The following is an 18,434-nucleotide window of genomic DNA, read 5'->3' on the forward strand; positions in this document are numbered from 1 at the left end:
CGTGGACCGCGCTGACCTGCCGACCCCCGCCCCGACCCGCCCGGACGGGGGCACGGCCCGTGACGGGCGGCGGCGCCGCCGGGCCGCCGTGCTGGCGCTGCTGGCCGCCGTGCCCGTCCCGCTGCTCGCGCTCGGCACGGCCGGCCCGGCCGAGGCGCAGCGCCGGGTGGTCGGGGGCGACGCCGTGAGCACCGCCGACCACCCGTGGATGGTGGCGCTCTCCAGCCGCCAGCAGTTCGGCAGCGGTCACTCCGGCCAGTTCTGCGGGGGAGTGCTGGTCACCCCGACCAAGGTGGTGACGGCCGCGCACTGCTTCTACGACGAATCCCGGGGCACCCGGGTGGACCGGCCCGGCCTGCAGGTGATCGTCGGCCGGGACGACATGCGCGGCTCGGCCGGCCGGGAGGTCTCGGTGCGGTCGGTGTGGGTCCACCCCGACTACTCGTTCTCCGCGAACATGAACGACGTCGCGGTGCTCACGCTCACCGAGTCGCAGGGCGACCGGCCGGTGATCGATCTGATCGGCCAGGGGGAGAGCGCGCCGTACGCGCCCGGGACGCGGGCGCAGGTCTACGGCTGGGGCGACACCACCGGGCGGGGGGACTACTCTCCGGTGCTGCGCGGTGTCGAGGTGTCGATGATCGCCGACCAGACCTGCGCGCACGCCTACCCGGGCGGGCCGGACGGCAAGTTCGACGCCCGGGGGATGGTCTGCGCGGGCGAGGAGAAGGGCGGGAAGGACGCCTGCCAGGGCGACAGCGGCGGCCCGCTGGTGGTCGAGGGCCGGCTGGTCGGCCTGGTGTCCTGGGGGACGGGCTGCGCCGAGGCGGCCCACCCCGGCGTCTACACCCGGATCTCCTCGGTCACGGACAAGGTCCGCTCGGCGCTGTGACGCCCGGGGGCCGGAGCCCCTCCCGGATCCGTGACCGGGCGGTCACGTTCTGACGTCGCGTCGGGCGGGGCCGGCCGAACGCGGGGGAAACGACGGAGCCGGGCGAACGGCCCCCGAGGGGTCGTTCGCCCGGCTCACCGGTCGCACGTGGTGTGCGACCGGACACAGCTCGACGTTGTCTGCTGGTGCGGCGCCCGGGATCAGCGCTCGTCGTCGGCGGCCGTCGCGGTGGTGGTGCTGGTCAGGCGGCCGCTCTCGTCCTGTATCTCCACGGCGATCTTCTTGAGCTCGGGCTCGAACTTCCGGCCGTGGTGGGCGCAGAAGAGCAGCTCGCCGCCGCTTGCGAGGACGACGCGCAGGTAGGCCTGGGCGCCGCAGCGGTCGCAGCGGTCAGCCGCGGTGAGCGGGCTCGCAGGGGTCAGAACAGTAGTCACGTCGCCTCTTCTCTAGCTCGACGAGCTGTCGTACCAGGGTCAACATCCAACCAGGTCGAAAACGTTCCCGCTCGTGGCTTTTCTTCTCTGAGGATTCTGCTGTGTTGATGAGGAGGTGCCCCGGGCGCCGGTGGTTCATGCGTACCGGATCCCGGGAGCGGACCGCGGCTCGAACGCCCGATCGGGACCGGGTGCGAGGTCCGCGTAGCATAATCCTCTGCCGGGTTGGAGCATAAGCCCCGCCCCGGGCCCCGGTAGCCTGCATCACAGCAGTTCCGGAGCCTGCGCCGGGCCCCACGATCCGCCAGGACCGGTGCTACCGGGAGGAGATGGCGCCCCCGGGGCCCGCACCCGGGCGCGGTCCTTGTTCGCGCAGCGCGTACAAGCCGCGCGGGGCCGGCCCGCCGTGCCACGCACCCAGCGGAGGGGTGCGAGCACACTGGGCGACGGATGTCGGTGCGGCGTGCTGCACTGGCGGACGGTCCGGATGCGTCCGGATGTGACCGATGAGACAGAACTTCACCGAGGAGAGTGCCGCGTGAGTGCCGAAACGACCGTGCCGTCCGCGCTGCTGGCCGGCGACGACGGTTCCAACTACACCGCGCGGCACCTGCTCGTCCTGGAGGGTCTGGAGGCGGTCCGCAAGCGCCCCGGCATGTACATCGGCTCGACGGACAGCCGCGGTCTGATGCACTGCCTCTGGGAGATCATCGACAACTCGGTCGACGAGGCGCTCGGCGGCTACTGCGACCGCATCGAGGTCCTGCTGCACCCCGACTCCTCGGTCGAGGTCCGCGACAACGGGCGCGGCATCCCGGTCGACGTCGAGCCCAAGACCGGGCTCTCCGGCGTCGAGGTCGTGATGACCAAGCTGCACGCCGGCGGCAAGTTCGGCGGCGGCTCGTACGCGGCCTCCGGCGGTCTGCACGGCGTGGGCGCCTCGGTGGTCAACGCGCTCTCCGCGCGCCTGGACGTCGAGGTCGACCGCAACGGCCACACCCACGCGATCAGCTTCCGCCGCGGCACCCCCGGCATCTTCACCGAGGCCGGCCCGGACGCGCCGTTCGAGCCCGCCAACGGACTCGGCAAGGCCCGCAAGGTCCCCAAGACCCGCACCGGCACCCGGATCCGCTACTGGGCCGACCGGCAGATCTTCCTCAAGGACGCCAAGCTCTCCCTGGAGAACCTGCACAACCGCGCCCGGCAGACGGCCTTCCTCGTCCCCGGCCTGACCATCGTCGTGCGCGACGAGCGGCTCACCGAGAGCGAGCAGGTCGAGGAGTCGGTCTTCCACTACGACGGCGGCATCGCCGAGTTCTGCGAGTTCCTCGCCCCCGACAAGCCGGTCTGCGACGTGCTGCGGCTGCACGGCGAGGGCACCTTCAAGGAGACCGTGCCCGTCCTCGACGAGCTCGGCCACATGACGCCCACCGAGGTCACCCGCCAGCTCGGCGTGGACATCGCGCTGCGCTGGGGCACCGGTTACGACACCACCCTGCGCTCCTTCGTCAACATCATCGCCACCCCCAAGGGCGGCACCCACGTCACCGGCTTCGAGCGCTCGCTGGCCAAGACCGTCAACGAGGCGCTGCGCGCGGCCAAGCTGCTGCGCGTCGCCGAGGACGACATCACCAAGGACGACGCCACCGAGGGCCTCACCGCCGTCGTCACCGTCCGGCTCGCCGAGCCGCAGTTCGAGGGCCAGACCAAGGAGGTGCTCGGCACCTCGGCGGCCAACCGGATCGTCGCCGCTGTCGTCGCCAAGGAGCTGAAGGCCTTCCTCGGTTCGGCCAAGAAGGACCAGAAGCTCCAGGCCCGGGCCGTCATGGAGAAGGTCGTCGCGGCCGCCCGCACCCGGGTCGCCGCCCGGCAGCACAAGGAGGCCCAGCGCCGCAAGACCGCGCTGGAGACCAGCTCGCTGCCCGCCAAGCTGGCCGACTGCCGCAGCGACGACGTCGACCGCAGCGAACTGTTCATCGTCGAGGGCGACTCCGCGCTCGGCACCGCCAAGCTCGCCCGCAACTCCGAGTTCCAGGCGCTGCTGCCGATCCGCGGCAAGATCCTCAACGTGCAGAAGGCCTCGGTGAGCGACATGCTCAAGAACGCCGAGTGCGCCGCGATCATCCAGGTGATAGGGGCCGGTTCGGGCCGTACCTTCGACATCGACCAGGCCCGCTACGGCCGGGTCATCTTCATGGCCGACGCCGACGTCGACGGCTCGCACATCCGCACCCTGCTGCTCACCCTCTTCCACCGCTACATGCGGCCGATGGTCGAGCAGGGCCGGGTCTTCGCCGCGGTGCCGCCGCTGCACCGGATCGAGCTGACCAGCCCCAAGCGCGGCCAGGAGAAGTACCACTACACCTACTCCGACGCCGAACTGCGCTCCACCCTGCTGGAGTTCCAGCGCAAGAACCTGCGCTGGAAGGAGCCGGTGCAGCGCTACAAGGGCCTCGGCGAGATGGACGCCGACCAGCTGGCCGAGACCACCATGGACCCGCGCCACCGCACCCTGCGCCGGATCAACCTGGGCGACCTGGAGCAGGCCGAGCGGATCTTCGACCTGCTGATGGGCAACGACGTCGCCCCGCGCAAGGAGTTCATCGTCGACTCGGCGGCCACCCTGGACCGTTCGCGCATCGACGCCTGACGCCGACGTTTCGAGGGCCCTCCACCCGTGGGTGGAGGGCCCTCGCGTCCGCGGGTCCACCTGCGGTCCACCCCGGCTCCGATCAGCGGCGAGCGCCGGATCCGTAGCGTCGGAGAGGTCAGCAACACGCCTCTCCTCGGGACGGGGAAATCCGATGACTGGTCTCGTCAACATCGTTGTGATCGCCGCGGTGGTGGTCCTGGTGGTCCAGCGGCAGATGCGCGTCCAGCGCCTGGACGGGGAGCGCCGCTTCTGGGTGCTGCCGCTGGTCCTCGGGGTGATCGCGCTGCGCGACCCGCAGATCATCGACCACCAGCACACCGCGCTGTCGGCCGGGTTGTTGGCCGCCGGGCTGGTCTCCGTGCTCGCGATGGGGTCGGTCTGGGGCTGGACCGTCCGGATCTGGCGGGACGCGGACGGCACCGTCCTGGTCAAGGGCACCAAGGCCACCCTGGCCGCCTGGGGTGGGATGATCGCCGTCCGGATCGGGATCTACGCGGTCGGCTCGGCCCTGGGCGTCCACCAGGCGGGGAGCTCGCTGATGCTCGGCATGGCGGTCCTGCTGCTGGTCCGCTCGCTCGTGGTGAACTGGAGGGCCCGGTCGCTGGAGCCCGCGCAGGCCACCGCCGTCCTGCGCTGATCCGACGCCGTGAGCACCGAGGAGGCATCCGTGGCCGGGTGGTACTGGACCCGCTGGCCGTCCCGGGAGGGCCTGGAGCGCGAGGCCGAGAGCCGACCGCGCCGGGTCCTCACGGTGCTCGGGCGGATCGTCCTGCTGGCCGTCGTCGGCTGGGGGACCTTCGCGAACGGGAAGTACACCGGCTGGGCGGTGGCGGCCGCGGCGGGCGGACTGGCCGCGTCCGCCGCCCTGTGCACCCTCTACCTCCGGGCCACCCGGGCACAGCGCCCGACCGTTTCCTACCTGCTGGGCGCCGCCCTGGTCGGCGCCGCCGGGGTGGCCGACTGGGGGCGGGCCTACACGCTCGCCGACCTGCTGTGGATCGGGCTGGCCGTGATCGCCCTCGTCCGGCTGCCGCCGGCGCCCGCGCTGCTCACCGCGACGGCCGCGCTGGGCTCGTACACCGCGGCCTCCTGGGCGAGTTGGCTCAGCATCGCCGCCACCATCGGCGGGGTCGTCCTGCTCGGCTTCCTGCTCCGGCTGGACACCGAGGCGCGCGGCACCGCCCGCCGGCTGCTCGCCCAGGAGCGCGCCGCCCGGGCCGCCGAGGCGGAGAGCGCCGCGCTCGCCGAACGGGCCCGGATCGCCCGGGAGATCCACGACGTGCTCGCCCACAGCCTCTCCGCGCAGCTCGTCCACCTGGAGGCCGCCCGGCTGATGCTGGACGCCGGGACGGACCGCGAGCAGATCCGCGAACGGGTCGTCGCCGCGCGGCGGATGGCGCAGGACGGGCTGGCCGAGACCCGGCAGGCGCTGTCCGCGCTGCGCGGCGAGTTCACACCGGTCGGGGAGTTCCTGGTCGAACTGACCGGCCGGGAGCGGGCCGTGCTCACCGTCACCGGCACGCCCCGGCCGCTCGCCGCCGAGCCGGCCCTCGCGGTGCGGCGCACCGCGCAGGAGGCGGTCACCAACGTCCGCAAGCACGCGCCGGGCGCCCGCTGCTCGGTCGAACTGCGCTACCTGGACGGCGCGGTGGAGCTCGAGGTGCGCAACAGCCGGGCGCCGCGCGGGGAGTCGTCCGGTGAGCTGGCCACCAGCGGCAGCGGGTACGGTCTGCTCGGGATGCGCGAACGCGCGGAACTGCTCGGCGGCACCCTGCTGGCGGGCCCGGAGGACGGAGGGTGGCGCGTGCTGCTGCGGGTGCCGGCATGACCGGTGGAGCGGTCACCAGGGTGCTGGTGGCGGACGACCAGACCGTGGTGCGCGAGGGCATCGTGATGCTGCTGGGGCTGCTGCCCGGCATCGAGGTGGTCGGCGCGGCCGCGGACGGGGAGGAGGCCGTCGCCCTGGTGGAGCGGCATCACCCGGACGTGGTGCTGATGGACCTGCGGATGCCGCGGGTCGACGGCGTGGAGGCCACCCGGCGGATCCGCGCCGCGCACCCGGGCACCGAGGTCGTGGTGCTCACCACCTACGCCGACGACGAGTCGCTGTTCCCCGCGCTGCAGGCCGGCGCGCGCGGCTACCTCACCAAGGACGCCGGCGGCGAGGAGATCGCCAAGGCCATCGCCGACGTCCGGGCGGGCGCGGCCGGGCTCTCGCCGCAGATCCAACTCCGGCTGCTGGAAAGGCTTTCGGAGCAGCCGGCCGAGCCGGCGCCGGCCGTCGGGCGGCCCGCCGCCGGGCCGGCGGAGCTGCCGGACGGGCTGACCGCGCGGGAGGCCGAGGTGCTGGCCCTGATCGCCCAGGGGCTGTCCAACACCGAGATCGCCCAGCGGCTGTTCGTCAGCCCGGCGACCGTGAAGACGCACATCAACAACCTGTTCGCCAAGACCGCCGTCCGGGACCGGGCGCAGGCCGTCGCGTACGCGTTCCGGCACGGAATCACCGGTACGCAGCAGTAGTCCGATGGGCGTCCGTCAGATCATCGACCACCTCATCGGGTGAAGGTGTCGGCGATGGTCGGAGACGGTCTCCGGGGGCCTCCATCATGGTTCGGGTCAGAACGTCCGGCCGGTCCAGGAGCAGCAGTGCCACAGCAGCAGACGAGCAGTCCCGGGCAGGGGCAGCGATTCGACTGGTGGGCCGCTCCGGCCGCCGCCAGCGCGTCCGACCCCTCGGCCGCGCACCGCCGAACGGCGGTACCGGCGCAGCAGCCGCCCGCCCGTCCGGCGGCACCCGACCGGCCGGCCGCCGCCGCGCCGCCGGCCGTACCGCTGTCGGACCTACCGCTCCCGGCCGTACCGCTGTCGGACCTACCGCTCCCGGCCGTACCGCTGTCGGACCTACCGCTCCCGGCCGCGCCGCTGTCGGCGCCGCTCCCGGCGACCGCGCCCGTACCGGCGCCGGTGCCCGCGCCCGCGTCGGCGCCCCTGGTCGAGCCGGCCCCGGCGGCCGCCGCCGGCCCCGACAGCACCGAGGTCTACCGGGCCGTCCAGGCCAGCGCGGCCTTCCAGGACATCCGCCGCGGCTACCGCACCTTCGTCTTCCCGGTCAGCGGCGCCTTCCTCGGCTGGTTCCTGCTGTACGTCGCCGCGCAGGCCGCCGCCCCCGACCTGATGCGCACCGCGGTGGCCGGCCCGCTCAACGTCGCCTGGCTGCTCGGCCTGCTGCAGTTCGTCACCACCTTCCTGCTCACCTGGCTCTACGCCCGCAACGCCCGGACCAAGCGCGACCGCGCCGCGCTCGGCCTGCGCTGGGACACCCAGGACCAGCTCCGGTGAGCGCCGCGACCGCGGTGACCAGCACCGCCACCCCGCCGCCCGTCGCGCCCACGGGCGACCACCACGACCTCGCGATCGTCCTGTTCGCGGTCATCGTCCTGGTCACCCTCGGCATCACCCTGTGGGTCGGCCGCCGGGGCGACGCCGCCGAGGACTTCTACGCCGGCGGCCGCGGCTTCACCCCGCTGCAGAACGGCTTCGCGCTCTCCGGCGACTACCTCTCCGCCGCGTCCTTCCTCGGCGTCGCCGGGCTGATCGCCCTGTACGGCTACGACGGCGTGCTCTACAGCATCGGCTTCCTGGTCGCCTGGCTGGTCGTGCTGATGCTGGTCGCCGAACTCGTCCGCAACGCCGGCCGGTACACCCTCGCCGACGTCCTCGCGCTGCGGCTGCGCCGGCGCAAGGTCCGGGCCGCGGCGGGCGGTGCCAGCGTCGTCGTGACCCTGCTCTACCTGGTCGCCCAGATGGTCGGCGCCGGCTCGCTGGTCGCCCTGCTGCTCGGCACCAACAGCTCCGGGGCCCGCACCTGGGCGATCATCGCGGTCGGCGCACTGATGATCGTCTACGTCACGGTCGGCGGGATGAAGGCCACCACCTGGATCCAGATCGTCAAGGCCTTCCTGCTGATCGCCGGCTCGGTGCTGCTGACCGTGCTGCTGGTGGCGCGCTTCCACGGGGACCTGTTCGCGCTGATGCGCCAGGCCGCGCAGCACAGCGGTGCCGGCCACCGCTACCTCGAACCGGGCCTCAAGTACGGCGCCACCTTCACCAGCCGGCTGGACTTCTTCAGCCTGGGCCTCGCCCTGGTGCTGGGCACCGCCGGCCTGCCGCACATCCTGTCCCGCTTCTACACCGTGCCCACCGCGCGGGCCGCCCGCCGCTCCACGATGTGGGCGATCGGGCTGGTCGGCGGCTTCTACCTGATGGCCATCGTGCTCGGCCTCGGCGCCACCGCGCTGATCGGCTCGGCCGAGGTCCGGCACGCCAACTCGGCCGGGAACACCGCCGTCCCGCTGCTCGCCCTGGTGCTCGGCGGCGGCAACGGCAGCACCGGCGGCGTGGTGCTGTTCGCCCTGATCTCGGCGATCGCCTTCGCCACCATCCTCGCCGTGGTCGCCGGGCTGACCCTGGCCTCCTCGGCGGCCTTCGCCCACGACATCTGGGCCGGGGCCTGGCGCGGCCGCCCCCGCCGCCGCCCGCTGCTGCGGCGCGGCGCGGTGCCCGGCACCCGCTCGGCCGAGGCGCCGGCCGCCGAGGAGAGCGCCGACGCCGACGCGGTCAGCGAGCGCGAGGAGGTCCGGGTGGCGCGGATCTCGGCGGTCGGGATCGGCGCGGCCGCGATCGCGATCAGCCTCTTCGCCCAGCAGCTGAACGTCGCCTTCCTGGTCGGCCTGGCCTTCGCGGTGGCCGCCTCCGCGAACCTGCCGGTGCTGCTGTACAGCCTGTTCTGGTCGCGGTTCACCGCCCGCGGCGCGGTCTGGTCGGTGTACGGCGGGCTCGTTCCGGCGATCGTGCTGGTGTTCTTCTCGCCGGTCGTCTCCGGGACGAAGGTGGCGCTCTTCCCGGGCATCGACTTCCACTGGTTCCCGCTGGAGAACCCCGGGATCGTCTCCATCCCGCTCGGCTTCCTGGCCGGCTGGCTCGGCACCGTCACCTCGCCCGAGCCCGCCGACGCGGACCGCTTCGCCGAACTGGAGGTGCGGGCCCTCACCGGTGCGGGCGCGGCCTGAGCGCCGCGTCTCGGGGAACCCCGGCGGTCCTGGGGCCGCCGGGGTTCCCCCGTGTCTAGCACCGAACGGCCAGACCGTAGCGGTGCTCCGGGCGGCCGGTGTCGCCGTAGCGCAGGGTCAGCCGCAGCCGGCTGTCCCGCTCCAGCTGCTTGAGGTAGCGCTGCGCCGTCGAGCGGCTCAGGCCGGTGGCGTCGGCGACCTCCTGGGCGGACAGCGGCCGGCCCGCCCGCCGCAGCACCCCGAGCACCAGGTCGGTGGTGGGTGCCGAGTGGCCCTTGGGCAGCGGGCCGGCCGGGGCGGCGGCGCTGCGCAGGGTAGCGAACAGCCGGTCCACCTCGTCCTGGCCGGCCTCCCGGGCGGGGGCGGCCAGCGCGTGCCGCAGCTGCGCGTACGCCACCAGCTTCTCCCGCAGCCCGGCGAAGGTGAACGGCTTGACCAGGTACTGCAGCGCGCCGTGCTGCATCGCGGCGTGCACCGTGGAGACGTCCCGGGCGGCGGTCACCATCATCACGTCGCAGGACACCTGCCGCTCCCGCAGCCGGCGCACCAGCGCCAGGCCGGTCTCGTCCGGCAGGTGGTGATCGAGCAGCAGCAGGTCCACCGGGCGGCGCTCCAGCGCGGCCAGCGCCTCCCCGGCCGAGTGCGCGGTGCCGGTCACCCGGAAGCCCGGCACCTTGGCCACGTACGCGGCGTGCACGTCGGCGACCCGGAAGTCGTCGTCCACCACGAGTACGTCGATCATCACGCCTCCACGAGCTGAGTGGTGAGCAGGGCCTCGGGCAGCTCGACGGTGAACCGGGCGCCGCCGAGCGGCCCCGCGTCGAGCACGATCCGGCCGCCGGTCCGTTCGACCAGCCGCCGCACCATCGCCAGGCCCAGCCCGCGTGGCCGGTGCGCGGGCGCGTCCTTGCTGGTCCACCCCTCCTCGAAGACCTGCTCGCGCAGCTCCTCCGGCACGCCGGGGCCGCTGTCCGCGACCTGCAGCAGCAGGGTGGAGCCGGCCGCCGCCAGGCTGACCTCCACCCGGCCGCCCCCTTCCACCGCGTCCACCGCGTTGTCGATCAGGTTGCCGAGCACCGTCACCAGCGCCCGCGCGTCCACCACCGCGTCCGGCAGGTGCGCCGCCGGGGCGAGCAGCAGCCGCACGCCGCGCTCGGCGGCCACCGCCGTCTTGCCGGCCAGCAGCGCCGCGACGTGCGGGTCCCGCACCTGTTCGGCGATCCGACCGGCCACCACGGCGTGCGAGCCGGACTGCTCCGAGATGAACGCCACCGCCTGCTCGTGCCGGCCCAGCTCCAGCAGCCCGAGCAGGGTGTGCATCCGGTTGGCGTGCTCGTGGTCCTGGGCCCGCAGCGCCTCGGTGAGGCTGCGGGTGGTGTCCAACTCGCGGACCAGGGACTCCAGTTCCGTCCGGTCGCGGAGGGTGACGACGGCGCCGTGCCCGGCCGTCGCCATCCGGTTCACCACCAGCACCCGGTCGTCCCGGACGGCCGGCAGGTCGGTGCCGGTGATCCGCCCGGTCAGTACGTCCGCCAGTCGGCCCGGCGGCAGCACCTCGGTGATCGGGCGGCCGGTGCTGTCCTCGGGCAGACCGAGCAGCCGGACGGCCTCGTCGTTGGCGATCCGGACCCGGCCGTGCTCGTCCAGCGCGACCATGCCCTCGCGGATGCCGTGCAGCATCGCCTCCCGCTCGACCAGCAGCGCCGAGATGTCGGCCAGCGCGATGTTGTGGGTGCGGCGCTTCAGCCGGCGGGCCAGCGCGAGCGTGGCGACGGTGCCGGCGGCCAGGCCGGCGCCCGCGCACAGCAGGATGCCGGTGAGCATCTTCAGCAGCCGGCGGCGGATCGAGTCGTCGCTGATGCCGACCGACACCTCGCCGACGATCCGGCCGTCCGCCGTGCGCAGCGGCACCTTGCCGCGCGCGGTGCGGCCGAGCGTGCCGTCCTGGATCGCGGTGACGCTGCGGCCGCTGAGGGCGGGCTCCGGGTCGGTGCTGACCCGGTGGCCGATCCGGCCCGGGTCGGTGTGCGAGAGCCGGATCCCGGCCAGGTCGGTGACCACGACGAAGCTGGCGCCGGTGGCCAGCCGGATCTGCTCGGCGTTGCGCTGCACCGTCGCCGAGTCGCGGGCCTCGGCGGCGCGGGCGATCGCCTCGTCGGTGGCGGTGGCCTGGGCGATCGACAGCGCGCGCTGCATCGCGTCGTGGTCCAGCTCGTTGCTCACCGGGGCCAGGAACAGGCCGGCGGTCACGGCGGTGACGCCGACCGTGACGACGGTCTGGCTGAGCAGCAGCTGGGCGAAGACCCGGCGGGGCCAGCGGGGGAGCTTCATCCGGGCCTCCTCTCGGCGGCTGGTGGAGGTGGGTTCGGGTGGGTTCGGGCGGGGTCGGGACACCCTATGTTTCCGGCGTGTTTCTGTCAGCCGCGTCCCCGCAGTTGTAGCGCAAGCAAAACGAGCAGAACACCCCTCAATGCGGAGAAGTCGCACTACGCGAAGAAGGCTCCCGCCGGGGCCGGGGCCGCTCCTACCGTTCCGGGGCAAGCACCGACCCCGGAGGAATGCATGAGCGAGCGAAGCGAGGCAGGGGGCGTGAGGACGGCCCCGGCGATCGAACTGATCGGCGCGACGAAACGGTTCCGCACACCGTCCGGCGCCCTGCACACCGCCGTCCGCGATCTCGACCTGACCGTCGCCCAGGGCGAGTTCGTCGCCGTCGTCGGCCCGACCGGCTGCGGCAAGTCCACCACCCTGACCCTGGTCAGCGGCCTGGAGGAGCCCACCGAGGGGGACGTCCGGGTGTACGGCGAGCCGGTCCGCGGGATCGGCGCCGAGGTCGGCTTCGTGTTCCAGCAGGACGCCGTCTTCCCGTGGCGCACCGTCCTGTCCAACGTGATGGCCGGCCCGCGCTTCCGCGGCGTGCCCGCCGCCGAGGCCAGGGAGCGGGCCCGGGACTGGCTCGGCCGGGTCGGCCTGGCCGCCTTCGAGGACCGCTACCCGCACCAGCTGTCCGGCGGCATGCGCAAGCGCGTCGCGCTCGCCCAGACCTTCGTCAACGACCCGACGATCCTGCTGATGGACGAGCCGTTCTCGGCGCTGGACGTGCAGACCCGCGCCCTGATGTCCGACCAGCTGCTGGAGCTGTGGGCCGGGACGAGTTCTTCCAGGAACGCGGCGTCCGTCGTGTTCGTCACCCACGACCTGGACGAGGCCATCGCGCTCGCCGACCGGGTCGTCGTGATGACGGCCGGGCCGGCCACCGTCAAGGAGATCTTCACCGTCGACCTCCCGCGCCCGCGCACCGTGGAGGCCGTCCGACTGGAGCCGAGGTTCGTCGAGCTGTACCGCGAGATCTGGGCCTCGCTCGGCGAAGAGGTGCGCATCACCCGGGAGAGAGGAGCGGGTCGTGCCGCTTGAGACCGCGCCGGCCGCCGGCACCGCCGCTGTGATCAGCAGGACCGAGGCCCGCCAACGGGCGTCCCGCAACCGGAAGTTGAGCGTCTACGCGGCGCGGGCGGCCGTCCTGGTCGGCTTCCTCGGGCTCTGGGAGGCGTGCGCCCGGGGCGGCGTCATCGACCCGTTCAACTTCTCGCAGCCGTCGAAGATCTGGGACCAGATCTGGCAGTGGACCACCCACGGCACCGCGCAGGGCTCGCTCGGCGAGCAGATCGGCTACACCCTGTACGAGGCGCTGGCCGGCTGGGTGGTCGGCGTGATCGGCGGCGTGCTGCTCGGCATCACGCTCGGCCGGATCCGCTTCCTGGCCGACGTGTTCGGGCCCTACATCAAGGTGCTCAACGCCATCCCGCGCATCGTGCTCGCCCCGATCTTCCTGATCTGGTTCGGCCTCGGGCCGGCCTCCAAGGTCGCCTCCGCCGTGGTGCTGGTGTTCTTCCCGGTGTTCTTCAACGCCTTCCAGGGCGCCCGCGAGGTCGACCGCAACCTCGTCTCCAACGCCCGCATCCTCGGCGCCTCCAACCGCAAGGTCACCCTCCAGGTGGTCATCCCGGCCGCCACCACGTGGATCTTCACCAGCCTGCACGTCAGCTTCGGCTTCGCGCTGATCGGCGCCATCGTCGGCGAGTACATCGGCGCCACCAAGGGCCTGGGCCTGCTCGTCGCGGCCGCCCAGGGCACCTTCAACGCGGCCGGCGTGTACGCCGCCATGACCATCCTCGCCGTCGTCGCGCTGCTCACCGAGGGGCTGCTGACCTTCGCCGAGAAGAAGCTGTTCCGCTGGAAGCCCGCCGACGCGGGCGACGGCCGCTGACCACCCCTTCCACCGAAGAGAGGCACCCCCGCCATGCGCCCGAACCCGACCGGCAGAGTCGCTGCCGCCGCCCTCGCCGCCGCCCTGCTCCTCCCGCTCACCGCCTGCGCCAACGACGCCGCCCGGTCCGCCCACGGCGCCGCCGCCCCGGCCGGGCAGAAGGTGGACGGACCGACCGTCAAGATCATGGTCGGCGGCCTGGACAAGGTCATCTACCTGCCCGCCATGCTCACCCAGCGGCTCGGCTTCTTCGCCGAGGCCGGCGTCAACGTCGAGCTGATGAGCGAGCCCGCCGGCGTCAACGCCACCACCGCGCTGCTGGCCGGCGACGTCCAGGGCGCGGTCGGCTTCTACGACCACACCATCGACCTGCAGGCCAAGGGCAAGCACGTCGAGTCCGTGGTGCAGTTCTCCCAGGCCCCCGGCGAGGTCGAGATCGTCTCCGCCAAGCAGGCGGACGCGATCAGGTCCAGCGCCGACTTCAAGGGCAGGAAGCTCGGCGTCACCAGCCTCGGCTCCTCCACCGACTTCCTCACCAAGTACCTCGCGGTCAAGAACGGCACCGCCGTCAACGAGTTCAGCCCGATCGCGGTCGGCGCCGGCCAGACCTTCATCGCCGCACTCCAGCAGGGCAGCATCGACGGCGGGATGACCACCGACCCGACCGTCGCCACCATCCTGGACAAGGGCCTCGGCAAGATCCTCTACGACCTGCGCACCCCCGAGGGCTCCCGGCAGGCGCTCGGCGGGCTCTACCCCTCGTCGGCGCTCTACATGAACACCGACTGGGTGGAGAAGAACAAGGACACCACCCAGAAGCTCGCCAACGCCTTCGTCAAGACCCTCAAGTGGATGTCCACCCACAGCGCCCAGGAGATCGCCGCGAAGATGCCGGCCGACTACGCGCAGGGCGGCGCCGAGCAGTACGCGGCCGCGATCAAGGCGACGCTGCCGATGTTCACCACGGACGGCGTGATGCCGGCGGACGGGCCGAAGACGGTGCTCGCGGTGCTCGCCGCCTTCCACCCGGACGTCAAGGGCAAGGAAGGGAACATCGACCTGGCCAGGACCTACACCACCGAGTTCGTCGGCAAGGCCACCGGCTGAGCCGGCCCGGTCGGCGGTCCCGCGCTCACCCCCACGGGCGCGGGGCCGCTCCCGCTCTCGGACGACCCCGCCGGTCGGACACCCCCGCTGGTCAGACGCCCCGGACGGACAGCACGTCCATCCGGGACGGCGTCACGGGCGCCTTGCCGCAGCTCTCCGGGCGCGGCGGCGAGCTGAACGCCTCGATCACGTCCACCTCCCATGCCCGGCCGTCCTGGTGCAGCACCCCGACCAGCCAGCGGCCCTCGCCGTCCGGGCGCTGCGTCACCGTCAGCACGTCCACCGCGGTCTCGCCGGTCGCCAGCCGCACCGCGTGCTCGGCCGCCTGGCCCGGGCGCCCCCAGCCCGAACAGCCGCGCGACCACTCCGGCACCATCCGCCCGGCCGCCGTCGCGGCCAGCACCTCCTTCGCGGTCACCGGGGTCAGCCGCCCGTACGCGTAGCCGTACGGCAGCACCAGCATGGTGGGGGCGAAGCGGTGCCCGCCCAGGTGGGTGACCTCCCACACCTCGCTGTGCGCGGCCGCCGCCAGCTCCGCCGCGAGCGGGCGGCCCTGCAGCGCGCAGCAGCGGTCCCGGCGGCCGTTGGTGCACACCAGGGCCACCGGGCCGCCGACGTGCTCGGTCCCGAAGCCGGTGTGGTCGCCGCTGCCCAGTGCCGTGAAGTCCAGTTCCAGCAGCTCCGCCGGGTCGGTGACCTGCGCCCGGCGCACCCAGCCGCGGCCCGGCACGGTGTGCGCCACGATGACCTCGTGCCGCGTGGTCGGCAGGCAGTCCGCGTGCCGGCCCGGCCGCCGGATCAGCCCCACCCGCACGCCGGTGCCCGCCGCGGCCGCGTCCAGCGCGCGCCCGGTCGCCCGGTCGAGGTGGCTCTCGCCGAGCGCCTTCGCGCCCCACGGGCCGTCCTGCTCGATCAGCAGCCAGGTGCTGGCCACTGCCGCCGTGGCGGCCAGCGGTTCCGACAGTTCGCGCGACGCGCTCGCACAGGTGCTCACCGGCGCAAGGCTACCCGCAGCCCTCGGCCGGGCCGGGCCTGACCCGCCTCAGCCGAAGGCGGCCCGGACGCGCGCGGCCAGCTCCTCGTCGGGCGGCTCGACGGGCCCGGTCGCGTACGGGAGGTCGGCGAACTCCAGGTACAGGTTGCGCACGACGCCCGCGAACAGCTCCGAGTACAGCTCCCACTCCTCGGGGCACGGGGTGCTCAGCTCCAGCGTCAGCAGCTCGGTCTCGTTCGGTAGCGGCAGGTGTACCTGGATGAGCGAGACGGTCGGCTCGCGGCCGTCGTCGAGCGGCGCGTTCGCGGGCAGGGCGTCGATCACCGCCACCGCCCGTCCGGCGGGCAGGTCGATCGCGGTCACCTCCGCGCCCGGGCGGGCACGGGCGAGCCGGGCGAGCAGGAAGTCCACCGCGCCCGGGAGGTCGGTGCCGACCAGCGGGCAGACCGAGGCGGTGATCGCCGCCGAACTCGGGCGGCCGTCCACCTCCGCCAGGCACACGCCGGCGTAGATCACCCCGGCCGCGCCCATCGGCGGGATCAGCTCGGCGAGCAGGGCGGCCCAGCCCAGCCGCACCTCCGCCGGGTCGGCGGCCAGCACCTCGCAGGCCAACTCCCAGAGTTCGGCGGCCACTTGGTCCTCGGTGCCGAACACCGGGAGGTCGTGGAAGGCGGGCGGGACGACGAACCGGATCTGCAGCTGCGAGGTCTCGTCGGAGCCTGCCGCGATCGGCGTGCCGGGCATGGCGCTCCCTCAGTCGGACGGGCGGGTCTTGGTGTTCACGGTCAGCCAGGACGGCAGCGGGGGCACCGGCACGCCGTACGCCTTCGCGTCGCGCAGCAGCTCCAGGTAGGCGGCGGCGGGCCCGCGCACTCCGGACCGCCGCCAGCCGCGGTGCGTCCAGAGGGCGGGCGGGGTGGCGAGCGCGCCGAGGGCCGCGAGGGCGGTGATCCAGGTGAGCATCAGCTTGCGGCCGTGGGCGTCGGCGGCGGGGGGCAGGCCGCAGACCAGGGCGAAGGCGAGGCCTGCGCCGAGCGCGGCGGTCAGGGCCCACCCGTGCCACCGCCGGACGGCCCTGCGCTGCGCGGTGAGCAGGGCCCGGACGGCCCGCTCGTCGAGGAAGTCGACGCCGTGCGGGGCGCCGAGGGCGCGGGCCCGCTCGGCGAGCGCCGGGTGGCGGTGCAGTTGCTCGGCCGGGAGCACCGGGAGGGTCCGGTCGAGCGCGGGGCCGTCGTACGGGCGGGCGTCGGCCGTCGGGAGTGGCGGGGAGGCCGGTGCGTCGACCGGCCAGTCGGCGGGGACGCGGACCTCCAGCCCGGCGGCGCGCGCCCGGTCCAGCAGACCGAGGTACAGGGTGTAGCGGACGGCGGCCGCCTGTTTGTCCGCGCCCCGGGACGAGCCCCGGCCCCAGACCGCGAGCCCGGCCGGGACGGCGGCGACCGCCGCGACCAGGGCGGCCACCTGCTTCGGCTCGGCCGGCGGGTGCAGCGAGGCGCCGACGATCGCGGCCACCGCGATCCCGCCGAGGACGAGCATCGCCCCGACCTCGGTGTGCCACGCGAAGTCCTGGCGCAGCCGCAGGTGCCGGGCGACGACCTCGCGGGCGGCGGCGTCGTCCAGCAGGTTCACCCCGTACCGCCGGTCCGCCTGCCGGGCGGCTTCGGCGACTTCGGGGACGGCGGCCAGCTGCCCGCCGGCCACGGGCAGGGTCACGTACGGGTTCCGGGCCATCGGTCCTCCACTCGGGCGGCGGCGCTCAGGAGACGGCGCTCAGGAACGGTTCGGGGGAGGGGCGCAGCGGGCGCGGGGCCCGTACCTCCTGCCCGCGCTTGCGGTCCTCGGCCAGCCCGAAGGCCAGGCCGCCCGTCTTGACCGGCAGGGTCACGGCGCGGGGGTCGACCTCGATGTTCGCCTTCCGGAGCCCGGCCATGATGCCCTTGGTCGACAGGGGGTTGGCCGTCATCTGGAACACGCCCGCGCCGGCGCCCTTGGCCCGCTCGACCCCGCCGGCGCCCTTGGACGCCTTCACGTCGTTGGCGAAGTCGCGGGCGACCTTGGTCACGACGTTGCCGCCGCCCTCGACCCGGGCGGCCGTGCGCCCGGCGGTGGCGAAGCCCTTGACGGCACCGAAGCCGGGAATCGCCCCGAGCCCGTCCAGCCCGATGGACAGCCACGACACGTCCTGGCCGCGGGCCTTGGCGATGCCGTGGCCGGTGCCGGCGGCCAGGCTGGTCAGCGCGGCCGCCCCGCCGAGGACGGGCGCGGCGCCGGGCACCCAGGACAGGGCCAGCGCGGCGATCGCGAGCCCGGCCGAGATCCTGGACAGGGTGTCGGCGTGGTCGGCCAGGAAGTCCTTGGACTTCTGCCAGGCGTGCTCCACCTCGTCCAGCAGCCGCTTGAACAGGCCCGGGTCCGGCGGGTGGTGCCGGGACGCCTCCGTGATCGCCCGGGCGGCGGCCTCGGCCTTGTGTCGGTGGTCGTCGAGCTGCTTGTGCGCGCGGGAGATCAGCTGGTCGAGCTGGTGGTGCCCGCTCTGGCTGGCCTCCAGCGCGGCCTTCCACTGCTTCTCGGTCCGCATCATCACGTTGTCGGCGGGCTGCTGCGCGCCGGCCTGCCGGTACGAGTCCAGGGTGCGGGCGAGGGCGACGAGTTGGTCGTCCGTGCCGGACAGTCGGGAGCGCAGCTCGACGGCCTCGGACTCCATCGCCCTGCCGGCGGCGACCATCGCGGACAGCTGGGTGTGCCAGGTCTTCAGGGCCCGCGAGCAGGCGGCCATCGAATCGTGGCCCTGGGTGAGGTACTTGGGCAGCTGCCCGAGCCTGCTCGCGAAGTTGCGGGCGGCCTCGCCCTCCCAGGCGCCGCCGCCCGCGCCGATGCCGGCGAGCGCGTGCCGCAGTTCCGCCAGCTCGTTGGCGACGGCGTCGACGTCCGCGTACATCTTGGCGATGGCTTCGAGGTCCCCGGGGGCCGGGCAGAACCCGAGGCCGGGCCAGTTCTTGTCGCTCATGGATCGGTTCC

17 protein-coding genes are annotated in these 18,434 nt (G+C 73.8%); 10 read left to right on the forward strand and 7 right to left on the reverse strand.

The window, feature by feature from the left end:
- Position 1: 1 nt before the first annotated feature.
- Entirely contained in the window at positions 2-892 is an 891-nt protein-coding gene (locus VM95_RS20415; RefSeq protein ID WP_244178862.1) for a S1 family peptidase, read from the forward strand.
- A 200-nt stretch (positions 893-1,092) separates the two neighbouring features.
- Here VM95_RS20415 and VM95_RS20420 read toward each other — a convergent pair whose 3' ends face one another.
- Entirely contained in the window at positions 1,093-1,326 is a 234-nt protein-coding gene (locus VM95_RS20420; RefSeq protein WP_045698911.1) for a DUF7455 domain-containing protein, read from the reverse strand.
- Between the two features lie 538 nt (positions 1,327-1,864).
- Between VM95_RS20420 and VM95_RS20425 the strand changes: the two genes are divergently transcribed.
- The 6 genes from VM95_RS20425 (at position 1,865) to VM95_RS20450 (ending at position 9,048) form a co-directional block, all read left to right on the forward strand.
- Positions 1,865-3,976, forward strand: coding sequence for a DNA gyrase/topoisomerase IV subunit B (locus tag VM95_RS20425; RefSeq protein WP_045698913.1), 2,112 nt, complete (start codon positions 1,865-1,867; stop codon positions 3,974-3,976).
- Positions 3,977-4,130: 154 nt separating this feature from the next.
- Positions 4,131-4,616, forward strand: coding sequence for a DUF1453 family protein (locus VM95_RS20430; protein ID WP_045698914.1), 486 nt, complete (start codon positions 4,131-4,133; stop codon positions 4,614-4,616).
- 30 nt (positions 4,617-4,646) lie between these two features.
- Positions 4,647-5,807 carry a sensor histidine kinase gene (locus VM95_RS20435; protein ID WP_045698916.1) on the forward strand — a complete coding sequence of 387 codons (1,161 nt, stop codon included), beginning with the start codon at positions 4,647-4,649 and terminating at the stop codon, positions 5,805-5,807.
- Entirely contained in the window at positions 5,804-6,499 is a 696-nt protein-coding gene (locus tag VM95_RS20440; RefSeq protein ID WP_045698918.1) for a response regulator transcription factor, read from the forward strand. The genes VM95_RS20435 and VM95_RS20440 overlap by 4 nt, the downstream gene beginning before the upstream one ends.
- Before the next feature lie 126 nt (positions 6,500-6,625).
- Positions 6,626-7,318 (forward strand): DUF485 domain-containing protein, encoded by a 693-nt coding sequence (locus tag VM95_RS45515; protein WP_341846021.1) that lies wholly within the window; start codon positions 6,626-6,628, stop codon positions 7,316-7,318.
- Complete coding sequence (locus tag VM95_RS20450; protein WP_244178863.1) at positions 7,315-9,048, forward strand: solute symporter family protein; 1,734 nt, start codon at positions 7,315-7,317, stop codon at positions 9,046-9,048. The genes VM95_RS45515 and VM95_RS20450 overlap by 4 nt, the downstream gene beginning before the upstream one ends.
- A 55-nt stretch (positions 9,049-9,103) precedes the next feature.
- Here VM95_RS20450 and VM95_RS20455 read toward each other — a convergent pair whose 3' ends face one another.
- Both VM95_RS20455 and VM95_RS20460 read right to left on the reverse strand, forming a co-directional pair.
- Entirely contained in the window at positions 9,104-9,790 is a 687-nt protein-coding gene (locus tag VM95_RS20455) for a response regulator (protein WP_045698920.1), read from the reverse strand.
- Complete coding sequence (locus VM95_RS20460) at positions 9,790-11,379, reverse strand: sensor histidine kinase (protein WP_045698922.1); 1,590 nt, start codon at positions 11,377-11,379, stop codon at positions 9,790-9,792. The genes VM95_RS20455 and VM95_RS20460 overlap by 1 nt, the downstream gene beginning before the upstream one ends.
- A 231-nt stretch (positions 11,380-11,610) precedes the next feature.
- Here VM95_RS20460 and VM95_RS20465 point away from each other — a divergent pair, with 231 nt between their 5' ends.
- From VM95_RS20465 to VM95_RS20475, 3 genes are read left to right on the forward strand one after another with little or no spacing between them, the layout of a single operon-like run.
- On the forward strand, positions 11,611-12,462 hold the full coding sequence (locus VM95_RS20465; protein ID WP_045698924.1) for an ABC transporter ATP-binding protein: 852 nt from the start codon (positions 11,611-11,613) through the stop codon (positions 12,460-12,462).
- Positions 12,452-13,315 (forward strand): ABC transporter permease, encoded by an 864-nt coding sequence (locus tag VM95_RS20470; protein ID WP_045698926.1) that lies wholly within the window; start codon positions 12,452-12,454, stop codon positions 13,313-13,315. Before VM95_RS20465 ends, VM95_RS20470 begins: the two co-directional genes overlap by 11 nt.
- A gap of 33 nt (positions 13,316-13,348) precedes the next feature.
- A complete protein-coding gene (locus VM95_RS20475) occupies positions 13,349-14,422 on the forward strand; it encodes an ABC transporter substrate-binding protein (protein WP_045698928.1) in 1,074 nt (357 codons plus the stop codon).
- 91 nt (positions 14,423-14,513) lie between these two features.
- On the opposite strand, the gene VM95_RS20480 is transcribed toward VM95_RS20475, so the two are convergent.
- From VM95_RS20480 to VM95_RS20495, 4 genes are read right to left on the reverse strand one after another with little or no spacing between them, the layout of a single operon-like run.
- Positions 14,514-15,416 carry a sucrase ferredoxin gene (locus VM95_RS20480; protein WP_045698930.1) on the reverse strand — a complete coding sequence of 301 codons (903 nt, stop codon included), beginning with the start codon at positions 15,414-15,416 and terminating at the stop codon, positions 14,514-14,516.
- Between the two features lie 48 nt (positions 15,417-15,464).
- Complete coding sequence (locus VM95_RS20485; protein WP_045698932.1) at positions 15,465-16,160, reverse strand: hypothetical protein; 696 nt, start codon at positions 16,158-16,160, stop codon at positions 15,465-15,467.
- Positions 16,161-16,169: 9 nt separating this feature from the next.
- The gene (locus VM95_RS20490; protein WP_045698934.1) at positions 16,170-17,147 is read right to left on the reverse strand and encodes a hypothetical protein; all 978 of its coding nucleotides are present in this window, start codon (positions 17,145-17,147) and stop codon (positions 16,170-16,172) included.
- Positions 17,148-17,172: 25 nt separating this feature from the next.
- A complete protein-coding gene (locus VM95_RS20495) occupies positions 17,173-18,423 on the reverse strand; it encodes a hypothetical protein (protein WP_052707471.1) in 1,251 nt (416 codons plus the stop codon).
- Between the last annotated feature and the right edge of the window lie 11 nt (positions 18,424-18,434).

It is taken from the genome of Streptomyces rubellomurinus, assembly GCF_000961885.1.
GTDB lineage: Bacteria > Actinomycetota > Actinomycetes > Streptomycetales > Streptomycetaceae > Kitasatospora > Kitasatospora rubellomurina.